General features: G+C 56.7%; 13 protein-coding genes. 4 read left to right on the top strand and 9 right to left on the bottom strand.

From position 1 onward, the window contains the following. The first annotated feature begins 9 nt into the window (after positions 1–9). Positions 10–1,275 carry a competence/damage-inducible protein A gene (locus AB7S84_RS04980; protein ID WP_020875081.1) on the top strand — a complete coding sequence of 422 codons (1,266 nt, stop codon included), beginning with the start codon at positions 10–12 and terminating at the stop codon, positions 1,273–1,275. 112 nt (positions 1,276–1,387) lie between these two features. On the opposite strand, the gene AB7S84_RS04975 is transcribed toward AB7S84_RS04980, so the two are convergent. From AB7S84_RS04975 to AB7S84_RS04965, 3 genes are all read right to left on the bottom strand, one after another. Beyond that, a complete protein-coding gene (locus AB7S84_RS04975; protein ID WP_020875082.1) occupies positions 1,388–2,014 on the bottom strand; it encodes a GAF domain-containing protein in 627 nt (208 codons plus the stop codon). Positions 2,015–2,535: 521 nt separating this feature from the next. Then, positions 2,536–3,180, bottom strand: coding sequence for a thermonuclease family protein (locus tag AB7S84_RS04970; RefSeq protein WP_020875083.1), 645 nt, complete (start codon positions 3,178–3,180; stop codon positions 2,536–2,538). Positions 3,181–3,187: 7 nt separating this feature from the next. After that, positions 3,188–3,676, bottom strand: a complete 489-nt coding sequence (locus AB7S84_RS04965; protein WP_428153207.1) for a ferritin-like domain-containing protein — start codon at positions 3,674–3,676, stop codon at positions 3,188–3,190. A gap of 324 nt (positions 3,677–4,000) precedes the next feature. Between AB7S84_RS04965 and AB7S84_RS04960 the strand changes: the two genes are divergently transcribed. The 3 genes from AB7S84_RS04960 to AB7S84_RS04950 all read left to right on the top strand — a co-directional run bounded on the left by AB7S84_RS04960 (position 4,001) and on the right by AB7S84_RS04950 (position 8,147). Continuing rightward, positions 4,001–5,305 (top strand): helix-turn-helix domain-containing protein, encoded by a 1,305-nt coding sequence (locus AB7S84_RS04960; protein ID WP_020875085.1) that lies wholly within the window; start codon positions 4,001–4,003, stop codon positions 5,303–5,305. Positions 5,306–5,404: 99 nt separating this feature from the next. Next, positions 5,405–6,124, top strand: a complete 720-nt coding sequence (locus AB7S84_RS04955; protein ID WP_020875086.1) for a GAF and ANTAR domain-containing protein — start codon at positions 5,405–5,407, stop codon at positions 6,122–6,124. Between the two features lie 370 nt (positions 6,125–6,494). Then, positions 6,495–8,147: a glutamate synthase-related protein gene (locus tag AB7S84_RS04950; protein ID WP_020875087.1), complete on the top strand. Its 1,653-nt coding sequence runs from the start codon at positions 6,495–6,497 to the stop codon at positions 8,145–8,147. A gap of 78 nt (positions 8,148–8,225) precedes the next feature. Here the strand turns inward: AB7S84_RS04950 and lpdA are convergent, their stop codons facing one another. The 6 genes from lpdA to AB7S84_RS04920 form a co-directional block, all read right to left on the bottom strand. Beyond that, positions 8,226–9,638 carry a dihydrolipoyl dehydrogenase gene (gene lpdA / locus AB7S84_RS04945; protein WP_020875088.1) on the bottom strand — a complete coding sequence of 471 codons (1,413 nt, stop codon included), beginning with the start codon at positions 9,636–9,638 and terminating at the stop codon, positions 8,226–8,228. Position 9,639: 1 nt separating this feature from the next. Continuing rightward, positions 9,640–10,926 (bottom strand): 2-oxoglutarate dehydrogenase complex dihydrolipoyllysine-residue succinyltransferase, encoded by a 1,287-nt coding sequence (gene odhB / locus AB7S84_RS04940; RefSeq protein WP_428153201.1) that lies wholly within the window; start codon positions 10,924–10,926, stop codon positions 9,640–9,642. Positions 10,927–11,414: 488 nt separating this feature from the next. Continuing rightward, entirely contained in the window at positions 11,415–14,198 is a 2,784-nt protein-coding gene (locus AB7S84_RS04935) for a 2-oxoglutarate dehydrogenase E1 component (RefSeq protein WP_428153224.1), read from the bottom strand. A gap of 62 nt (positions 14,199–14,260) precedes the next feature. Then, the gene (locus tag AB7S84_RS04930) at positions 14,261–15,019 is read right to left on the bottom strand and encodes an alpha/beta hydrolase (RefSeq protein WP_020875379.1); all 759 of its coding nucleotides are present in this window, start codon (positions 15,017–15,019) and stop codon (positions 14,261–14,263) included. A 447-nt stretch (positions 15,020–15,466) separates the two neighbouring features. Continuing rightward, positions 15,467–16,315, bottom strand: coding sequence for an Mrp/NBP35 family ATP-binding protein (locus tag AB7S84_RS04925; protein ID WP_020875378.1), 849 nt, complete (start codon positions 16,313–16,315; stop codon positions 15,467–15,469). 244 nt (positions 16,316–16,559) lie between these two features. Continuing rightward, positions 16,560–16,973, bottom strand: coding sequence for a DUF134 domain-containing protein (locus AB7S84_RS04920; RefSeq protein ID WP_020875377.1), 414 nt, complete (start codon positions 16,971–16,973; stop codon positions 16,560–16,562). Positions 16,974–17,156 lie beyond the last annotated feature (183 nt).

The following is a 17,156-nucleotide window of genomic DNA, read 5'->3' as shown; positions in this document are numbered from 1 at the left end:
GCGTACCTTATGATCGCCGAAATTCTGGCCACCGGAGAGGAGCTTCGCACCGGGGCACTGGTCGACACCAACTCCGCTTATCTCGCCCGCGAGCTGGAAGCCTTGGGCATAGACGTTTCCCGGCATCAGTGCGTTGGAGACGATTCCGCGACCATCGCCACCGTCCTCGAGGAGATCGGAGATCGTGCGGATCTGGCGTTGGTCACCGGCGGCCTCGGTCCCACCGAGGACGACCGGACGTGTGAAGCCGCCGCAAGGGCCGCCGGCGTGCCCCTGGAAATGAAGAACGACGTTCTGGACGGCATTCGACGGTATTTTGCGGAACGCCGGATACCGATGCCGCCGTCCAATGAGAAACAGGCTCTCATACCCATGGGCGCGGATCTTCTGGCAAACCCCGTGGGCACCGCGCCGGGGTTTGCCGTGATGATCGGCCGGTGCCGATGCTGTTTCATGCCCGGCGTGCCCTTCGAGATGAAGCGGATGTTCAGGGATCGGGTCCGGCCGATCATCGATGCAATGACAGACTCCTCCCTCGGGGTCCGCCTAAATCGAACCCTTTCGGTCTTCGGTCTCACCGAATCGGCAACCGATGAGCGCCTTAAAGGCCTGGAGCAGGCTTTTCCCGGCATCCGATTGGGGCTGCGGGCAGTATTTCCCGAGATCCAGATCAAGCTTTACGGGGACGGCAGCGATGCGGAAACGCTGGCGGGAAAAATGCAGGAAGCGACGGCATGGGCCGCGGCGCGGCTGGGGGATCGGGTTTTTTCCGTGACGGAGGAATCGATGGCCGCCGCCCTGGGACGTCTGCTTCGACAGGAACAGGCGAGCCTGGCGCTGGCGGAAAGCTGTACGGGAGGTCTTATCGCCAACAGCGTCACGGATGTCCCGGGCAGCTCGGATTATTTCCTTTTTTCAGCCGTGACCTACAGCAATGATGCAAAAATGAACATCCTGGGCGTATCGCCGGATACGCTGAGCCGTTTCGGCGCCGTCAGCACTGAAACAGCCAAAGAGATGGCGGCAGGCGTTCGTCGGATTACCGGCGCCACATACGGTCTTTCGGTCTCCGGCATCGCAGGCCCTTCCGGCGGGACTCCGGAAAAGCCTGTCGGCACCGTCTGCATCGGGCTGGCCGGACCCTTCGGAGCAACAGCCAGACGCCTGACACTCAGTTTCGCCACACGCGAAATGAACAAAGCCATGTTCGCCATGAAGGCGATGGATATGCTGCGGCGGAGCCTCATGGCGAAAAAAGCGGACGAACGCCTCTGAAGCGATAGGAAATGTCGGCTGCAATGCACCGGCAAATCGCTGCAGTCCCGACAAAAGAGACACGCCGGCGCATGAGGCTATCCGCGCCGGCGCTTTGGATTGCAGCATTGCTTCAGGAGGTTTTCCGAGGCGTGTCGGTTGCGGGAACGCTGACAGGAACCCCCTCGTAGGGTGTTCGTCGTCGACTTCTGGTGGTCTGAGCTTCCCGCATCTGGCGAAGGACCTCGATGGCTTCCTTCTGTCCCTGGTAGAGGCGGGACATATCGACGGCCATGCCGGCGATCTGGGCCAGGCCCTGGACGAAGTTGACGTCATCGAGGGTAAATTCCCAGGGTTCGGCGGTATAGACCCTGAGAGCCCCCAGCATTTTGCCGCCGACGGCGATAGGCACCGAAAGGATCGATTTGATGCCCTCCCTGACCGCAGCCTCCGGATACTGAAGTCTTGGATCGTCCTCCACATCGTAAATGGCGATCGGTCCGTCCTCCAGGGACTGGGCGATGGATGACATGGCGCTGATCGGCCCTTTGTTGAGGTATTCGTCGCTCAGCCCGAACGAGGCCGCAATTTCAAGTTCGTGGGTTTTGCGGTTGAAAAGAAACAGCGTGCATCCCTTGACGTTCAGGGCGGTTTTGATGCCCTCGACGGTCATGAGTACCACTTCCTCGGGATCCCTGGAATGAGAGATGGCTTTGGTAATCTTGACGAAGGACTCGTAATTGATGACTTTTCTGTTCATCCGACCCTCCTTTGTCCGGTGATGTTGCCGTTATTGGCGGTGGTCCAGTTCCGCGGTGCGGCTTTTGGGCTTCCGGCAAACGATCTTCGTTTCCGCCGGAAGCACTGAACACAGCACTTCAGTTTCACGGGCACCTCCTTCCTCCAAACCTGACAAATCCTCTGAATCGGCCTCCGGGATCCGAATGACGAAGGCCAATCCTTGTTATAAAAGGGCTTATAGCCCTTACGTCGGCAGGGTTGCGGTCGCGATGCAACAGTGAACAGGCCAAAAATCACGTGAGAAGGTCAAGAACAGTAAATGAACAGGGTCGATGGGATCGTTAGAATGCCGGTTGAGATATAAATCGTGAAAAGGCTGAAAGGATGTGTCTTTGGCGAATGGGCGCTCAGGCCCCTTCAGCCTTCACCAACCGCGAATCAATTATACATTATGAAATTATTTCACAAAAATCAAGTCGGAAAATTGGGCGCATCTCGTTCGGCAAGGATTGCAGCGGCGCAGATCGGCTGGATCTGCGTCTACCGGGGGTGCCTGGCCCGCCATTGACGGGGAGATACGTATCCGCGCCCCTGAATCCACATACCCCGTTTGTGTTTCCGGGCGCGCCGCTCTGCCGCGAGGTAAGGCCGCGCATCAAAGCCCTTCGGCAGCCGTCCTTTGTAAACCTCGGCATAGCCGGCCTCGACCATGGCGAGACCGATGTTCCGGCCTTCGGCAAACACCTCGGCAAGATGCCGGTTGTAGGCGTCCATGCCATAGCCTTTGACACGAAACGATCGATTCGATATCAGCCCTTTCAGATGATGCGCGGCCTTGTTGCCGTAAGGTTGCGACGGCGTTCCACGTTTACGGTTTTTTCGCTCCGGTGCATCGATTCCCACGATGCGGACGTGGATGGCGAGATTGTCGTCGGCGGCCATGAAACTGTCCCCATCAAAAGCACGTGTCATCCGAAAGCTTCGCGCCGACAGCCTCGCAGGAGATACCCTGCCGTTTTCACTGACGATGCTCCGCCCCGTTTCTTCAGGGTGGACGGCGTCGGCAAAGAGATCGCCGCTCTGCAACAAAACGAATGACACCAGCGCCAGTCGAACAATGGCGGAAAAGTTCCAATGCGTGCGCTCGGAGACGCCGGGTCCGCATCCACTCCGGGTCCGCACCATGCCGGCCTCAGCAATCACTGAAGGCGGGATGGGCCGTTTCGCTCCCCAAAAAAACCGTGAGCCGCTCGACATGACGGTTCTCCTCGTTGATGATCGTCTCGAGCATTCGCTTTGCTGCCGGATCCTCAATGAAAGGTGTGAGCATTTCATAAAAGAGAATGGTATCCTTTTCGAATTCGATAAACGTGCGAATCATGTCGTTCTGGTCAGCGATATTCGAAAAATCGACATCCTCGAGAGAAAAACCGCGATCTCCAAGTATTTCGTCAAGCATTTCCCGACTCAGTTCCCGGGAAAACGAATGATTTCCGCTATCCGGATGCTTTTGTTTGAGACGGGAAAAATATGTCGCATGGTGGGATTCCTCGTCGGCCATCCATGCCAGCAGAGCGGACAGCATCGGATCCGAAACCTTGTCCGCAGCCTCGCGATAGATCTTCTCGCCGTTTTTTTCGAATTGAATGGCCATGTCCAGTATCTCGTTTATCAGAAACATACGCTCCTCCGATATCCTTGGTGCCGAAATTCAAAGCCGGCGATCCCGAGCGCCGCCCAACCGATAAAACCGCGCTGTGCTGTGACCCAATACCACATCAAAGCCTGTGAGGTCCATTTCGAAATCAGATGATGCCCGGATTACCGATTTGTCGTGAAACCGCCGGCATCAAGATCTCATTTTGACGATTGAGACCGTATAATTGACAGTTTCAATTATTTACGTTATTCACTCAACTTTCGACTTTCACAGGCCGATGCCGGCCGGAAATTCGGGAAGCGTTTTGCTCCACTCATTCAACTTCCGCCGCGAGGGTGCAACGGAATGGATTCGAGTCAAATTCGGATTACCTCGGGGGTGAGCGAGCTCGACCGCTTGCTTGGAGGACTTTTTATCGGCGACAACGTCGTCTGGTACGATGACGCCGGAAGTTTGGCGGGAACCTTCTGCATCAACTTCATACAGGCCTCCCAGGCTGAAAACAAGTTTGTCATATATGTCAGCTTTGACCGATCCCCTAACAACCTGCTGGAAAAACTCGGCGACCTCGCTGAAAACCCACGCCTCACCATCGTGGACTGCTTCACCTGCGGCAAAGGCGAAGGCTCCGATATTTTCAATCGGTTCTATAAAAAAGATCGCCATCGACGACAGTCCTGCAACATCGTAAAGATCAACGAACCTCAGGCTTTCCGACAGGTGATGGCGGCCCTCCAAAATATCCACAAGCCGCTTCAGGGAGACGTTCGGTTCGTTTTCGAAAGTCTTACGGGCATGCAGGATCTGTGGGGCGGGGAGGAGGCGGTTCTCAAATTCTATACCCATTCCTGCCCGCAGTTGTATGAACTGAACACCATCGCCTATTGGATCGCCGAGAAAGGGGCCCACTCGCTCAGGCTCAAGGCCCATATCAATCAGATTGCCCAGGTGGCCGTGGATCTCTCCATGAAACGGGGCCGTTCTTCCCTGACTCTCCTCAAGGCTGAAAAACGTAACCCCGGCACGGTGAACACGCCCAGATATTACTGGACCGACGGCACGCAGATCCGCTTTGAGGACCAGAAGCGGGCCTCAGGTCCCATTGACATCGGGCAGCGACTCAAAGCGCTTCGTACCCGTCAGGGAATTTCCCAGACCGAACTCGCCAGATCGGTCGGGGTAACGCCCAGCACCATCTCCCAAATCGAGAGCAATCTGATCTACCCGTCCCTGCCGGCCCTGTTCAAGATCGCCGACACGCTCTCCATCAAGATCTCGGCGTTTTTTCAGGAAAAGGCCCGTCAGAACGACCCTGTGGTCTTTTCGGTAACAGGCGGCGTCAATATCCGATTCCCGAACCTGCCCAAAGAAAGCATTCAGGGAAAACTCCTGACCCCCATCGGATCGACTCCGCGCGTCGAGACGTCGGTAATCGAAATCCCGGAACACACGGTCCTTCCTGCTCATTTTTACATGCACAAGGGGGAGGAGTTCGGTTACGTGACGGCAGGGCGACTCCAAATGGAAATCAAACAGGTCGCTTACGACCTGTCGGCAGGCGATATCATCTACCTTACCGCCGAGGTACCCAGTCAGTGGAAAAATCCCGGACCGGGGCCGGCTCGTCTCCTCTGGCTGAAAATCAGATAGTCTCCAGGGCCGGCCCATGAAAGCCGAAAGTCGAGTCATCACATCAGGTTTTCAGGCCGGGATCTTGCCACCCCCTTTTTTTTCAGATATATTGAACGCATGAAATCCGACACACGCCAATCCCACGACGAGTATGTGAAGGCCCTCACCGACATCAGTCGGGCCATTACATCGGATCTGTTTCTGGAGGATCTGCTCAAGCTCATCGTCATGGTCACCGCCAACGTCACCGGCGTGGCCATCTGCTCCCTGTGGCTCATCGAGGAGATTGACGGCCGTCCGAAAATCCGGCTGAAAGCGACGCAGGCCATCGCTCCGGAATACGTCAAAGACCGGTCCCTCAATCTGACCGAAGGGGTCGTGGGCTATGTTGCCACCACCAAGCGACCGCTGATCATCAAAAACGTTCTGAAAAGCAAACGGTTCAAGGAAAAAGAGATGGCCAGGAAGCTCGGGCTCATCTCCATGCTGAGCGTTCCCCTAGAGGTCAAGGAGGAGAAAGTGATCGGCGTCCTGAACTGCTTTACATCCGAACCGCACGATTTTTCAGAGACCGAGGTCAACCTCATCACCGCCGTATCGAACCAGGCGGCCCTTGCCATTCTGAACGCCGAACTGGTGGTCAAGACCAAGGTCATCCAGGAGGAGTTGGAGACCCGAAAGATTATCGACCGCGCCAAGGAGATCATTATGCATCGTCGCGGCATGAAGGGCGACGAGGCCTATCGATGGATTCAGAAAAAAAGCATGGACAGCCGGAAATCCATGCGGCAGGTGGCCGATGCCATTCTGCTCTCGGAAGAGTTCTACCACACCTGAACCGCGGCCATCGGGACTTCAATGCTCCGGTGGGAGCGGGGCGCGCCCGCGAAATTTCTCTTCAGTCTTCAGTTTTTTCCGGCCGGCATCACGAAAATCAAAATTGCGACACCCTGTTTTTTTCCGCCCCAATAATTTTTGCTTGACATCCCTTTTCAGTAAAACTAAAATATTTACTCAAAATTAAGTGTTCTTTCGTTGCCGTACAATGGCGTTCGGCGAACACGGGGGAACCTCAAAGACAGAGATAGACAAAGGCGTCTGATTTTCTTCGATAGCGAAGACAGACGCCTTTTTGTTTTTTAGCGATGGGAAAGCGTTCAGAAACAACGATCTCTCATCTCAACCAGTTAAAAAAAGGAGAAATAACGTGCGCTTTTCTAAAACCAATGATGTTCTGGGAACGGTCAATCGCGGAAATCCGACGGAATCAGGACTGTGCACCCTGTGCCGGGCGGATTGCGAGGGAAAATGCGAAACATGGCTGTCAAGTCTCGTTGGGCGCAAGCTGCTTTATCCGAGAAGCTTCGGTATCGTGACGGCCGGTTCCAACAACACGACCCATGTGGGGGTTTCCTATAATTCATTGCGAATTCAAGGCTATGCCTACGGCGCTCACGGGCTGGGGGAAGGCTTGAGCACGGATCCCGACGACTGTATATTCCCGAACGTCAATCTGACCACCCAATTCGGAAAAGCCGTTAAGACCAAGGTTCGCATGCCGCTCATGACCGGCGCTATGGGGTCGACCTTCGTGGCCCAGAAGTACTGGGACGCATTTGCCATCGGCGGCGCGCTGGTGGGCATCCCGGTCGTCATCGGCGAAAACGTCGTCGGGGTCGACCGGAACTCGGAGATCACGCCTGGAGATGTCCGAAAGGGCAAGATCAAGAGCGCTCCCGAGCTCGAGCGACGGATCGACGGTTATCTCCGATATTTCGACGGATACGGCGCCATCATCGTTCAACTCAACGTGGAAGACACCCGGAACGGCGTTGCGGAATTCGTGGCCGACAAATACGGCGACAAGTGCATCATCGAGCTCAAATGGGGGCAGGGCGCCAAGAACATCGGCGGCGAAATCCAGGTCCGGAGCCTCGATTACGCACTTTTCCTGAAAAACAGGGGTTACATCGTGGATCCGGACCCCACCATTCCCGAAGTTCAGGAAGCTTTTGAGAACGGCTCCATCAAGTCTTTCGCCCGTCACAGCCGGTTGGGCGCCACCAATATGGACACCGTCGATCAGGTCCGAAGGGATTTCATGAGCACCGTTGAATACCTCCGGAGCATCGGTTTCAATCGGATCACGCTTAAAACCGGCTCCTACGGGATGGAAGAACTGGCCATGGCCATCAAGTTCGCCACCGACGCAAAGCTCGATCTGCTCACCATAGACGGTTCCGGCGGCGGCACCGGCATGAGCCCCTGGAACATGATGCAGAGCTGGGGCGTGCCGTCCATCCACCTCCACGCAAAGGCATATGAGTATGCGAGCATTCTGGCCGCAAAAGGCCAAAGCGTTGTGGACATGTCATTTGCCGGGGGGTTTGCAACGGAGGATCACATCTTCAAGGCCCTGGCGCTGGGAGCGCCTTTCACCAAGATGGTCTGCATGGGCAGAGCCGTTATGGTGCCGGGCTTCGTGGGAGCCAACATCGAAGGAGCGCTCTTCCCCGACAGAAGAGGCGCCGTCAACGGCCACTGGTCCGAGCTGCCGAAAACCGTCCAGCGGGTCGGCAACAGCGCCAAGGAAATCTTTGCCGCTTATTTCGACGTCGAAAAGAAGGTGGGCAAGGATGAAATGAAGCACATTCCCTACGGTGCCATCGCCTTCTGCACCCTGGCGGACAAGCTGGCCGGCGGTCTGCAGCAGCTCCTGGCCGGCGCCCGCAAATTTTCCATGTCCCAGATCACGCGGAACGAGATCTTCTCGGCCAACCGGGAAACCGCCCTCGAGATCGGGGTTCCCCACGTGTCCGACATCAACAATGAAAGCGCGAAAAAGATTCTCAATTCCTGAACCAATGCCGGAATAACGGTGTCCCGCGGCGCCTTTCGGAACCCCTCCGGAAGGCGCCGCCAAATCATGGAGAAGGGTCTACGAGGTATAGATGGAGCACTTGCGGGCGGACTGAGCGGCCTCCATCAGGGCCTCCGAAAAGGTCGGATGGCCGTGAACCGTCCGCGCGATGTCTTCCGAACCGGCACCGAATTCCATTGCCAGGACACCCTCGGCGATCATGTCGGCGGCGCGAGGACCCAGGATATGGACCCCGAGAATGCGGTCCGTCTTTGAGTGACAGATCAGTTTGACAAAGCCGTCGGTTTCACCCATGCATCGGGCCCGCCCGGTCCCCGAAAAGGGGTAGGTGCCCACACAATAGGGAATCCGGCGTTCCTTGGCCGTCTCTTCGGTGATGCCGACGGCGGCCGCCTCGGGCCAGGTGTAGATCACGGCGGGAATGGCATCGTAGTTGACCTCTCCCGGTTTTCCCGCCATGTTTTCCACGGCGGCAATGCCCTCGGCAGAGGCTTTGTGAGCCAGAGCGGGTCCGGGGACGAGATCGCCGATAGCGTAGACGGTCTCGGCATCGGTCTGATATCGGCTGTTGACCCGGACGTGACCGGTTCGGGAGTCCGTTCCAACGCCCGCCGCCTCCAGGTTGAGGCCTCGTGTCAGGGGTCTGCGTCCGACGGCCACCAGGACGCGGTCACATTCCAGGGTAGAGGCGCCGTCCTTTCCTTCCACCGCAACCTTTACGGTGCCGTTCGTCACCGTCACCCCGGAGACCCTCGTTTCGAGACGGAAATCCAGCCCCTGCTTTCTCAACATCCGTTCCAGTGACCGGATGATTCGGCCGTCCATCGTCGCTGCAATCTTGGGCAGCATCTCGACAACCGTCACCGCCGACCCCAGCCGCCGCCAGACCGACCCCAATTCCAGACCGACATAGCCCCCGCCCACCACCACCAGGTGCTCAGGTACCGCGTCAAAGGAGAGCGCCCCCGTCGAATCGACAATACGATCGCCGTCGATGGAAATCCCCGGGACTGAAACGGTTTCGCTGCCCGTTGCCAGGAGGATATTTTTGGCGCTCAGGATTTTCGGGCTGCCGTCGTCGACGGTCACGGCGACTTCCCGGGGGCTCTCGAGACGGGCTGTACCATGAAAAACATCGATCTTGTGTCTGTCCAGGAGCTTTTCCACCTGATCGGTCAGGTCGGCCACGACCTTTTCCTTTCGAGCCATCATGACGGCCAGGTCGAAAGAGAGATTGTCAAACCGGATCCCGTGATTTGAAAAATTTTCCTTTGCCTGAATGAAGTGTTCGCTGGAATCGAGCAGGGCCTTGCTGGGAATACACCCGACATTGAGACAAACGCCGCCCAGACGCGCCGCCTTCTCGACGCAGGCGACCTTGAAACCCAGTTGAACCGCCCGTACCGCCGCCACATAACCGCCGGGGCCCGAGCCCACCACCACCAGATCGTATTGTTTTTTCTCCCCCATATCAGACCTCCATCAGCATGCGTTCCGGGTTTTCAATCATCTCCTTGATCCGTTTCAGGAAGGTGACCGCCTCCCGCCCGTCGACGATCCGGTGGTCATAGCTGAGTGCCGTGTACATCATGGGACGGATGACGATTTCGTCGTCCACCACGACCGGTCGTTTCTCGATCCGGTGCATCCCCAGAATGGCGCTTTGCGGTGGGTTTAAAATCGGCGTACTCAGGAGTGACCCGAACACGCCGCCGTTGGTGATGGTAAAGGTCCCCCCCTCGAGGTCGGAGAGTTCCAGTCGGTTTGCCCGGATTTTTTCCACGTAATCGACGATGGCCTGTTCAATGTCGGCAAACCCGAGTCGATCGACGTCTCGGATGACCGGAACAACGAGGCCCTTGGACGATCCCACGGCGATGCCGATATGATAATAGTGGTGAAATACGATGTCGTCGCCGTCGATAAAGGCGTTGATCTGGGGAAACTCGCGAAGGGCCTGAACCGTCGCCTTGAGGAAAAAGGACATGAAGCCCAGGGAGACATCGTATTTTTTCTTGAAGTCCGCCTTGAACATGGAGCGCATCTCCATGCATCGACTCATGTCGATATCGTTGAAGGTGGTCAGCGAAGCGGTATTCTGTTTGGCCGCAAGGAGCCGGGCGGCGATTCGCTTGCGGATGGGGCTCATGGGCTTTCGTTCTATGCCCGGTTCCGCTTCAGGTTTCGCCTCACCGGCCGGCGTGTCGGATGGTTTTTCCGTGGTTGCGGATTTCGCCTCCAGATGCAGCAGGACGTCTCCTTTGGTCATGCGGCCGCCTGGCCCGGTGGCTTCGATCCCGGAGGGATCGAGGTCATGAAGGGCCACCAGACGCCGAACCGACGGAGAGAGATCGAGATCGTCCCGGACAGCATCCGGTCCCGGGTCGGCCCCTTGCTTCCGGGTCGCTTTATCGGTCTTCTCAGCCGTCTCGGTCTTCTCAGCCGTGTCGGTCTTCTCAGCCGTCTCGGTCTTCTCAGCGGTCTCGGTCTTCTCAGCCGTCTCGGACGCCTGGGCGGATTCGCCTTCCGTGATGATTTCACCCACCACCTTGCCGACAGCCACCGTTTCCCCCTCCCGGACCCGAATTTTGAGAACCCCATCCGCCTCGGCCACGACCTCCAGGGTGACCTTGTCCGTTTCGATCACGAAAAGGGGTTCATCCTTTTTCACGGTTTCGCCGTCCGCTTTGTACCACTGGGCCAGAATCGCTTCTTGAACCGATTCCCCGACGCTGGGGATTTTAATCTCTATTGCCATGGCTGCTCCTTCTTCATCTGTTTGACGCAATTTTCGCCTTTCGTAGTGTTGACCGAAAAGCGTTTGAGGCTGACGGAGTCATTCACGGGCATAACCCGCTTCTGCTGAGGGATAAACGCGCCGTTTGTCGCAAGCCCGCCCCTTCAGTTTTCAGCCTGAATCGGGACCATTCTCTGCCGGCGCCGGCGGCTGAACATCGAAAGTTGACTATTCAACTTTCGACTTTCATGATGGTAACCGGAAAGAGGTGCCGGGAGGATACGGCCCGGGCCCCTTCAGCGGTGAGTTTTAGTGCCGCTTAAGCGCCGCGGCGGATCAGCGGCCCGGACTGTTTGAGCGCAGCGAGTTTCCGGGCCGCCCGGAGCAAGCTTTAGCGGCACTTGAACGAAACCGCGTGGGGCGCGGGCCGTATCCTCTCGGCACCGGCCTATGAAAGTCGAAAGTTGAGTTGACTATTTAAGCCGACGATGTCTTGAAGGACGACCGGCTCATCCCGTTTGAACACCCGACAGTTGGCCCACCGCCTTATCCGGAAGAAGGCTCTGTTCCTGTTTGTAAATGTTCGCGAAACCGGTGGCCGGACTGGCCGAAGCCGGCCTCCCGATATAGGTTGGATCCGTGCCGACAATTTCTTTCAGGCGCGGCGCCATAAACGACCACCCCTCCATGTTTACAGGCCCCTCCTGAACCCAGCACCACTGATCGGCTTTCCGATATTTCCCGACGATCCGCTCCAGTTTCTCCCGGGGGAAAGGATAGAACTGCTCGACCCGGACAATGGCGATGTCATATGCCTTGAGGGTTTCCCGACGCTCCAGGAGCTGGTAATAGATTTTTCCGCTGCAGAAGATCACCCGGCGCGCTTTTTCGACTGCGGCATCGTCGTCGATAACTTCCTGGAACGTTCCCCTGGAAAAATCGTCGATTCTGGAAACCGCCCGGGGATGCCGCAGGAGGCTCTTGGGCGTCATCAGCACCAAGGGCTTTCGCCAGGAGCTTTTGACCTGTCGTCTCAGAAGATGAAAATACTGGGCCGGCGTTGTCGGATTGCAGACCTGAATGTTGTCGTGGGCGCACAGTTGAAGAAAACGCTCCATGCGTGCAGAGGAGTGTTCGGGGCCAAGCCCCTCCCACCCGTGGGGCAGAAGCATCACCAGACCGGAGCGGCGCTGCCACTTGGTTTCACCACTCACGATATACAGGTCGACGATCCCCTGGGCGTTGTTGACAAAATCACCGAACTGCGCTTCCCACAAGGTGAGGCCCGCCGGTCGAATCATGGAGTAACCGTACTCGAACCCCAGCACCCCGGCCTCGGAGAGCGCGCTGTTGAAAACGCTGAAGACCGCTTTTTCCCGACAAACGCCCGTGAGGGGGACATGGAACTCGCCGGTTTTGACATCCACGAGGATGCTGTGCCGCTGGCTGAAGGTGCCCCGAGCGCTGTCCTGGCCGCTCAGCCGGACATGATGCCCCTCCGACAGCAGCGATGCAAAGGCCAGGGATTCGGCATTGGCCCAGTCGATATCGCGGCCGCTTTCGACGCTTTCCAGACGTTTACCCAAAAGACGTTCGAGCTTCGGGTGGACGGCAAAGCCGGACGGCGGCGTATTGACGGCGGCCGCCAGGGCTTTCAGCGACTTCTGGGAAACCGCGGTGTCAACCGGTGCGAAGCTGTAATCGCCGTGATAGTCCGACCAGTTTTCATAAAACCGCGGCACCGGGAAAATCCGGGGATTGTCCTGAGCAGCCGAAAACCCCTCCTCAAGACAAGTCACAAGTCCGTTCTCGATCTCCGCGAGACCGCTATCGTCAATCTCGCCGTCGTCGACCATTTTCTCCCCATAAATCTGGTATAGCGGCGGCCGTTCCCGGATCCGTTCGTACATGGCAGGCTGGGTGAAGTAGGGCTCATCCCCTTCATTGTGTCCGAACCTACGGTAACAGACCATGTCGACAATAACATCCTTGCCGAATGCCATGCGGTAGTCAAAGGCCAGTTTGATCACATGGATGACGGCCTCGGGATTCTCCCCGTGAACATGGAAGATCGGGACCATCAGCATCTTGGCGATGTCGGTCGAATAACGCGTCGAACGCGCGTTCTCCGGCAAAGTGGTGTACCCGATCTGATTGTTGATGATAATGTGGACGGTCCCTTCGGTTCTGTATCCCTCCAATTGTGAAAGATTGAGGGTCTCGGCAACCACGCCCTGACCGGCAAATGCCGAATCTCCATGAATCAGCAGCGGCAGCACCTGGTTCCGGTGTGCGGGTGTCAGGGCATCCTGCCGGGCGTAGGCAATGCCTTCCACCACCGGATCGACCGATTCCAGATGGCTGGGATTGTTCACCAGAAACGCTCGAACCTTGCGCTGATTGGCCAGCGTGAGGTCGGCGAGAAAACCGTTGTGATACTTGACATCCCCGGCCCCCATCAGGCTTTCGGGGTCGTAGCTGTTGATGAACTCCCGGAATATCTCCTCATAATGCTTGCCCAGGATGTTGGTCAGCACGTTCAAACGCCCCCGATGGGCCATCCCGAGGATAATCTCGGTCACCCCCTGTTCCGACGCGTGAAGGAAAAGGGCATCCATCGCGGCAATCAGGGCATCTGCACCCTCGAGGGAGAAACGGGTCTGGCCCGTGTACTTTTTGTGCAGAAAACTCTCGAAAAACGCCGACTGATAGAGCTTGGTGATGATGCGCCGCTTATCCTCCGCTGAAAATACCGGCTGGTTTCGGATCGGCTCCATTCGGTCCTGAAGCCAACGGCGCTCCTCCGGATCCTGGAGGTGCATGTATTCCACCCCAACGGATCGGCAATACGTTTCCCGAAGTTCCCGGATGATGTCCTTCAGGGGGGCCGTGAGGGTTTTTGAGAACCGCCGTGTGTAAAACGCCGTATCGAGGTCTTCGGGAGAAAGTCCCACGGCAGAGATGTTGAGCAGGGGATGATCCGTCGGGCAGGCCACCAGAGGATCCAGGCAGGCGAGAAGGTGCCCCATATCCCGGTATCGGTATTTGAGCGCCTCCACCCGTGACTGGAGGAGGGTTTTGTCGATGGTGCAGGCCTCTTCGGGCAGATCCGTATCCGGTCGGGAGAGCCCCTCATCCGCCCGGACGACGGTTTTCAGATCGAGGCCGCCTGCCGTCTCGAATCCCTTGAAAAAGATCCGCCAATCCCGTTCCACGGCATCAGGATCGTTTTTCCAAAGCTGGTACTGCCGGTCGATGTACGCCATGTTCATCGTTTCGGAGATGTCAATCATTTCCACCTCTGTTCATTTGTCTTGAAACACATGCTGAAGTGTCGAAACACGGTATAACGGCATTATGCGTCGAAACGTTGTCGAAACCAGTCTGCCGCGAGGTCGGCAACCTTTTCACGCAACGCGGCATCGCTGAACATGTGATCCGCACCATGGACGATCTCGAGCGTCGCGCGGGGATTTCGTTCCTTGGCGGCCTCGGCGTGCCATACCGGAATGATCTCATCCTTATCCCCATGAATGATGAGAAGCGGTGCGCTGAGGGCCGAGACGGCTTCAAGAATGTCATATCCGGACGCATCCTCGAAAAATGCGTTCGACAGTGCCAATTCACGCCCCCGACTCTGGAATGTCACACGACCGGTCTCCCGGAGCCGCGACAGCTGATCGTGGGTAAACATCGCTTCGGGATCCAACCCGCCAAGGCGGCCGGAAAAAGCCGATACACCGACGACGTCCGTCATCCGTAAGGCGGCCAGAACGGCAATGGCCGCCCCCATGCTGTGGCCGGCCAGTCCGAAACGCGACAACCCCCTGGCGGCAAGAAACCGACGCGCCGGCGTCATCTCACCGATATGCCGGGTGTAGGCGGTATTGATAAAATCCCCCTCACTCTGACCGTTTCCGGAAAAATCGAACCGAAGGGCCGCAATTCCCCGATCCGTCAGTTTGCGGGCTGTTTCCCGGAGCACGGTGGTATGTCGTGAGCAGGTAAAACAGTGGCCGAAGATGACGCACTCCACCGCGGGGGATTCGGGGAGGTGAAGTGTGCCGGCCAATATTTCACCCTCGTCGTTCTTGAATTGTATCGTTTCTTCCATACGGATCCTTTCCCTGACGATGTCCCTGGTGCCTGCCGCCGGAAAGACGCAGGACCAACAGATGCATCACATCGTTCCCGCAGACGGCACGGATGCCGTAATATCAAAACCTGCCGTATGGAGGTGCGGCATCTTTTCGCCATGCCTTTCGGGGTGTGTTGGTGAGCTTAATATCAGAATCCGAGAAAATCAAGAAAAAGCATTTTCTAGCGTATTGCTCAGATTTCGGTTTTCGTTGAGGAGAGGCTGAAGACTGAAGGTTGAAGGGGCACAAACACACCGTTCATCGCAGACGTTCCCCTTCAGCCTCGATCCCGAAAGCTGAAGTATTGACGGTATGACAGGGGGTGGGATATGGATGTCGGCTGTTCGGAGGATGGACGATCCATCTCTCCGAACACCTGTTGTCTGAGAACTTTTTGTCGCTGAGGACTGTCGGATCGGGGTTCAGCCGTTCAGCTTCGCCATCCGTTCGGCAACAGCCTCAAAGGCAAGCGTCACAGGAGATGTCTTGTATATCTCCTGATAGCAGCTCCCTGAATCCCCGCAAGCCACGATCTTGGGCTCAAAGGGTATTCTGCCGAGGAAATGAATGCCGAAATCACTGGCGGTTTTCTCACCGCCCCCCGTGCCGAACATGTCGATGGCTTCACCGCAATGGGGACATTTGAAACCGCTCATGTTTTCGATGAGACCGAAAATTTCCATCTTGATGGTCTGGCAGAAATTGATGGATTTCCGGACATCCGCCAGCGAAACCTCCTGGGGCGTCGTGACGATGATCGCCTTGGCGCCTGAAATCGTCTGAGCCACACTCAGGGGTTCGTCTCCCGTTCCCGGAGGCGAGTCGATTATCAGATAATCCAGTTCCCCCCACTCCACATCCGATATGAACTGACGGATGACCGAATGTTTCATGGGTCCTCTCCAGATGATGGCGTCGTCCTTGCTCGCACTGAGGGATTCGATGGACACCGCGGAAAGGTTGTCGGAGTAGGCCAGGGGCGTCAGCTTCCTGTTGGCGTTGACGCCCAGCATCTCCTTCTGTATGCCGAGCATTCTGGGCACGTCCGGGCCGTGAATGTCCACGTCCATAATCCCGACCTTGAAGCCCTTTTTGGCCAGTGCCATCGCAAGGTTGACCGAAACGCTCGTCTTCCCGACGCCTCCCTTGCCGCTCATGACCATGAAGATCTGTTTTATTTTTCGGAGGGAATCTTCCAGGGCTGCGTCCTGCTCGGACTGTTTCTGTTTCTGCTGGGACGATTTGCAATCGCCGCCGGTGATCATTTCCATAATTCAATCTCCTCGAACGTTAAAACAACCATAACAAACGCACCGGCACCTTTCGGTGCCAAACGTCAAAAGACGGACGCCTCTGCATCAACCGCCTGCAAAGGATCTTTCCGTCTCCCATCTTTGAGGGGGCAGACCGGTCGCCGGTATACCCACGTGTTCAACTGTCTTTCCCTGAAAGACAATAACGCCTTCTCAGGGGATTTTCAAGCACCGCCCCACCCGACCCGGGTCCTGCATACCTTTATTCGGAGACACGATGGAAATACCGACTGTTGCAAGCCGGACAGCTTTCGGGTTTTCCCGTGCCGAGGGGTTCATCCCATTTGTAGTTGCACTTGTCACAGACGAAAATCCGGTTGTCTTCCACAATCGTGTAGTTCCCACCGTCAACGTTGATGGCTTTTCCATTGATCAGCGCGTCGGCGATCACCTTTCTGGCCCGCTGGATGATCCTCCCGAAAGTGGCCCGGGAAACCCCCATCCGCTGACCGGCTTCCTCGTAGGAAAGCCCCAGCAGATCTGAAAGGCGAATCGACTCCCGTTCGTCTACGGTCAGGGAGACCTCCTCGAGGTCGACCATTGGTATACCCCGCGGCTTGAAATAGCTGATTTCGGGATTAAACGCCACCAGTCGATTTTTTTTGGGTCTGACCATATATCCGCTCCTTGGTTTGACAGAATTAAACCGATTCGGGCCATCGCACGAGTCGGTATGACTTCTGAAACATGTGTTAGAATAATATCTCAAAATATAGTCTGATTTTTGAATTGTAAAGCGCTTTCCAAGAAAATTTTCCATTTTTGGCGGCGGCGGTTTCCGGATCCCCAATGGTGTCTA

It is taken from the genome of Desulfococcus sp. (assembly GCF_050178255.1).
Taxonomy (GTDB): Bacteria; Desulfobacterota; Desulfobacteria; order Desulfobacterales; family Desulfococcaceae; genus Desulfococcus; species Desulfococcus multivorans.
This window is presented reverse-complemented; position numbering and strand designations above follow the sequence as displayed.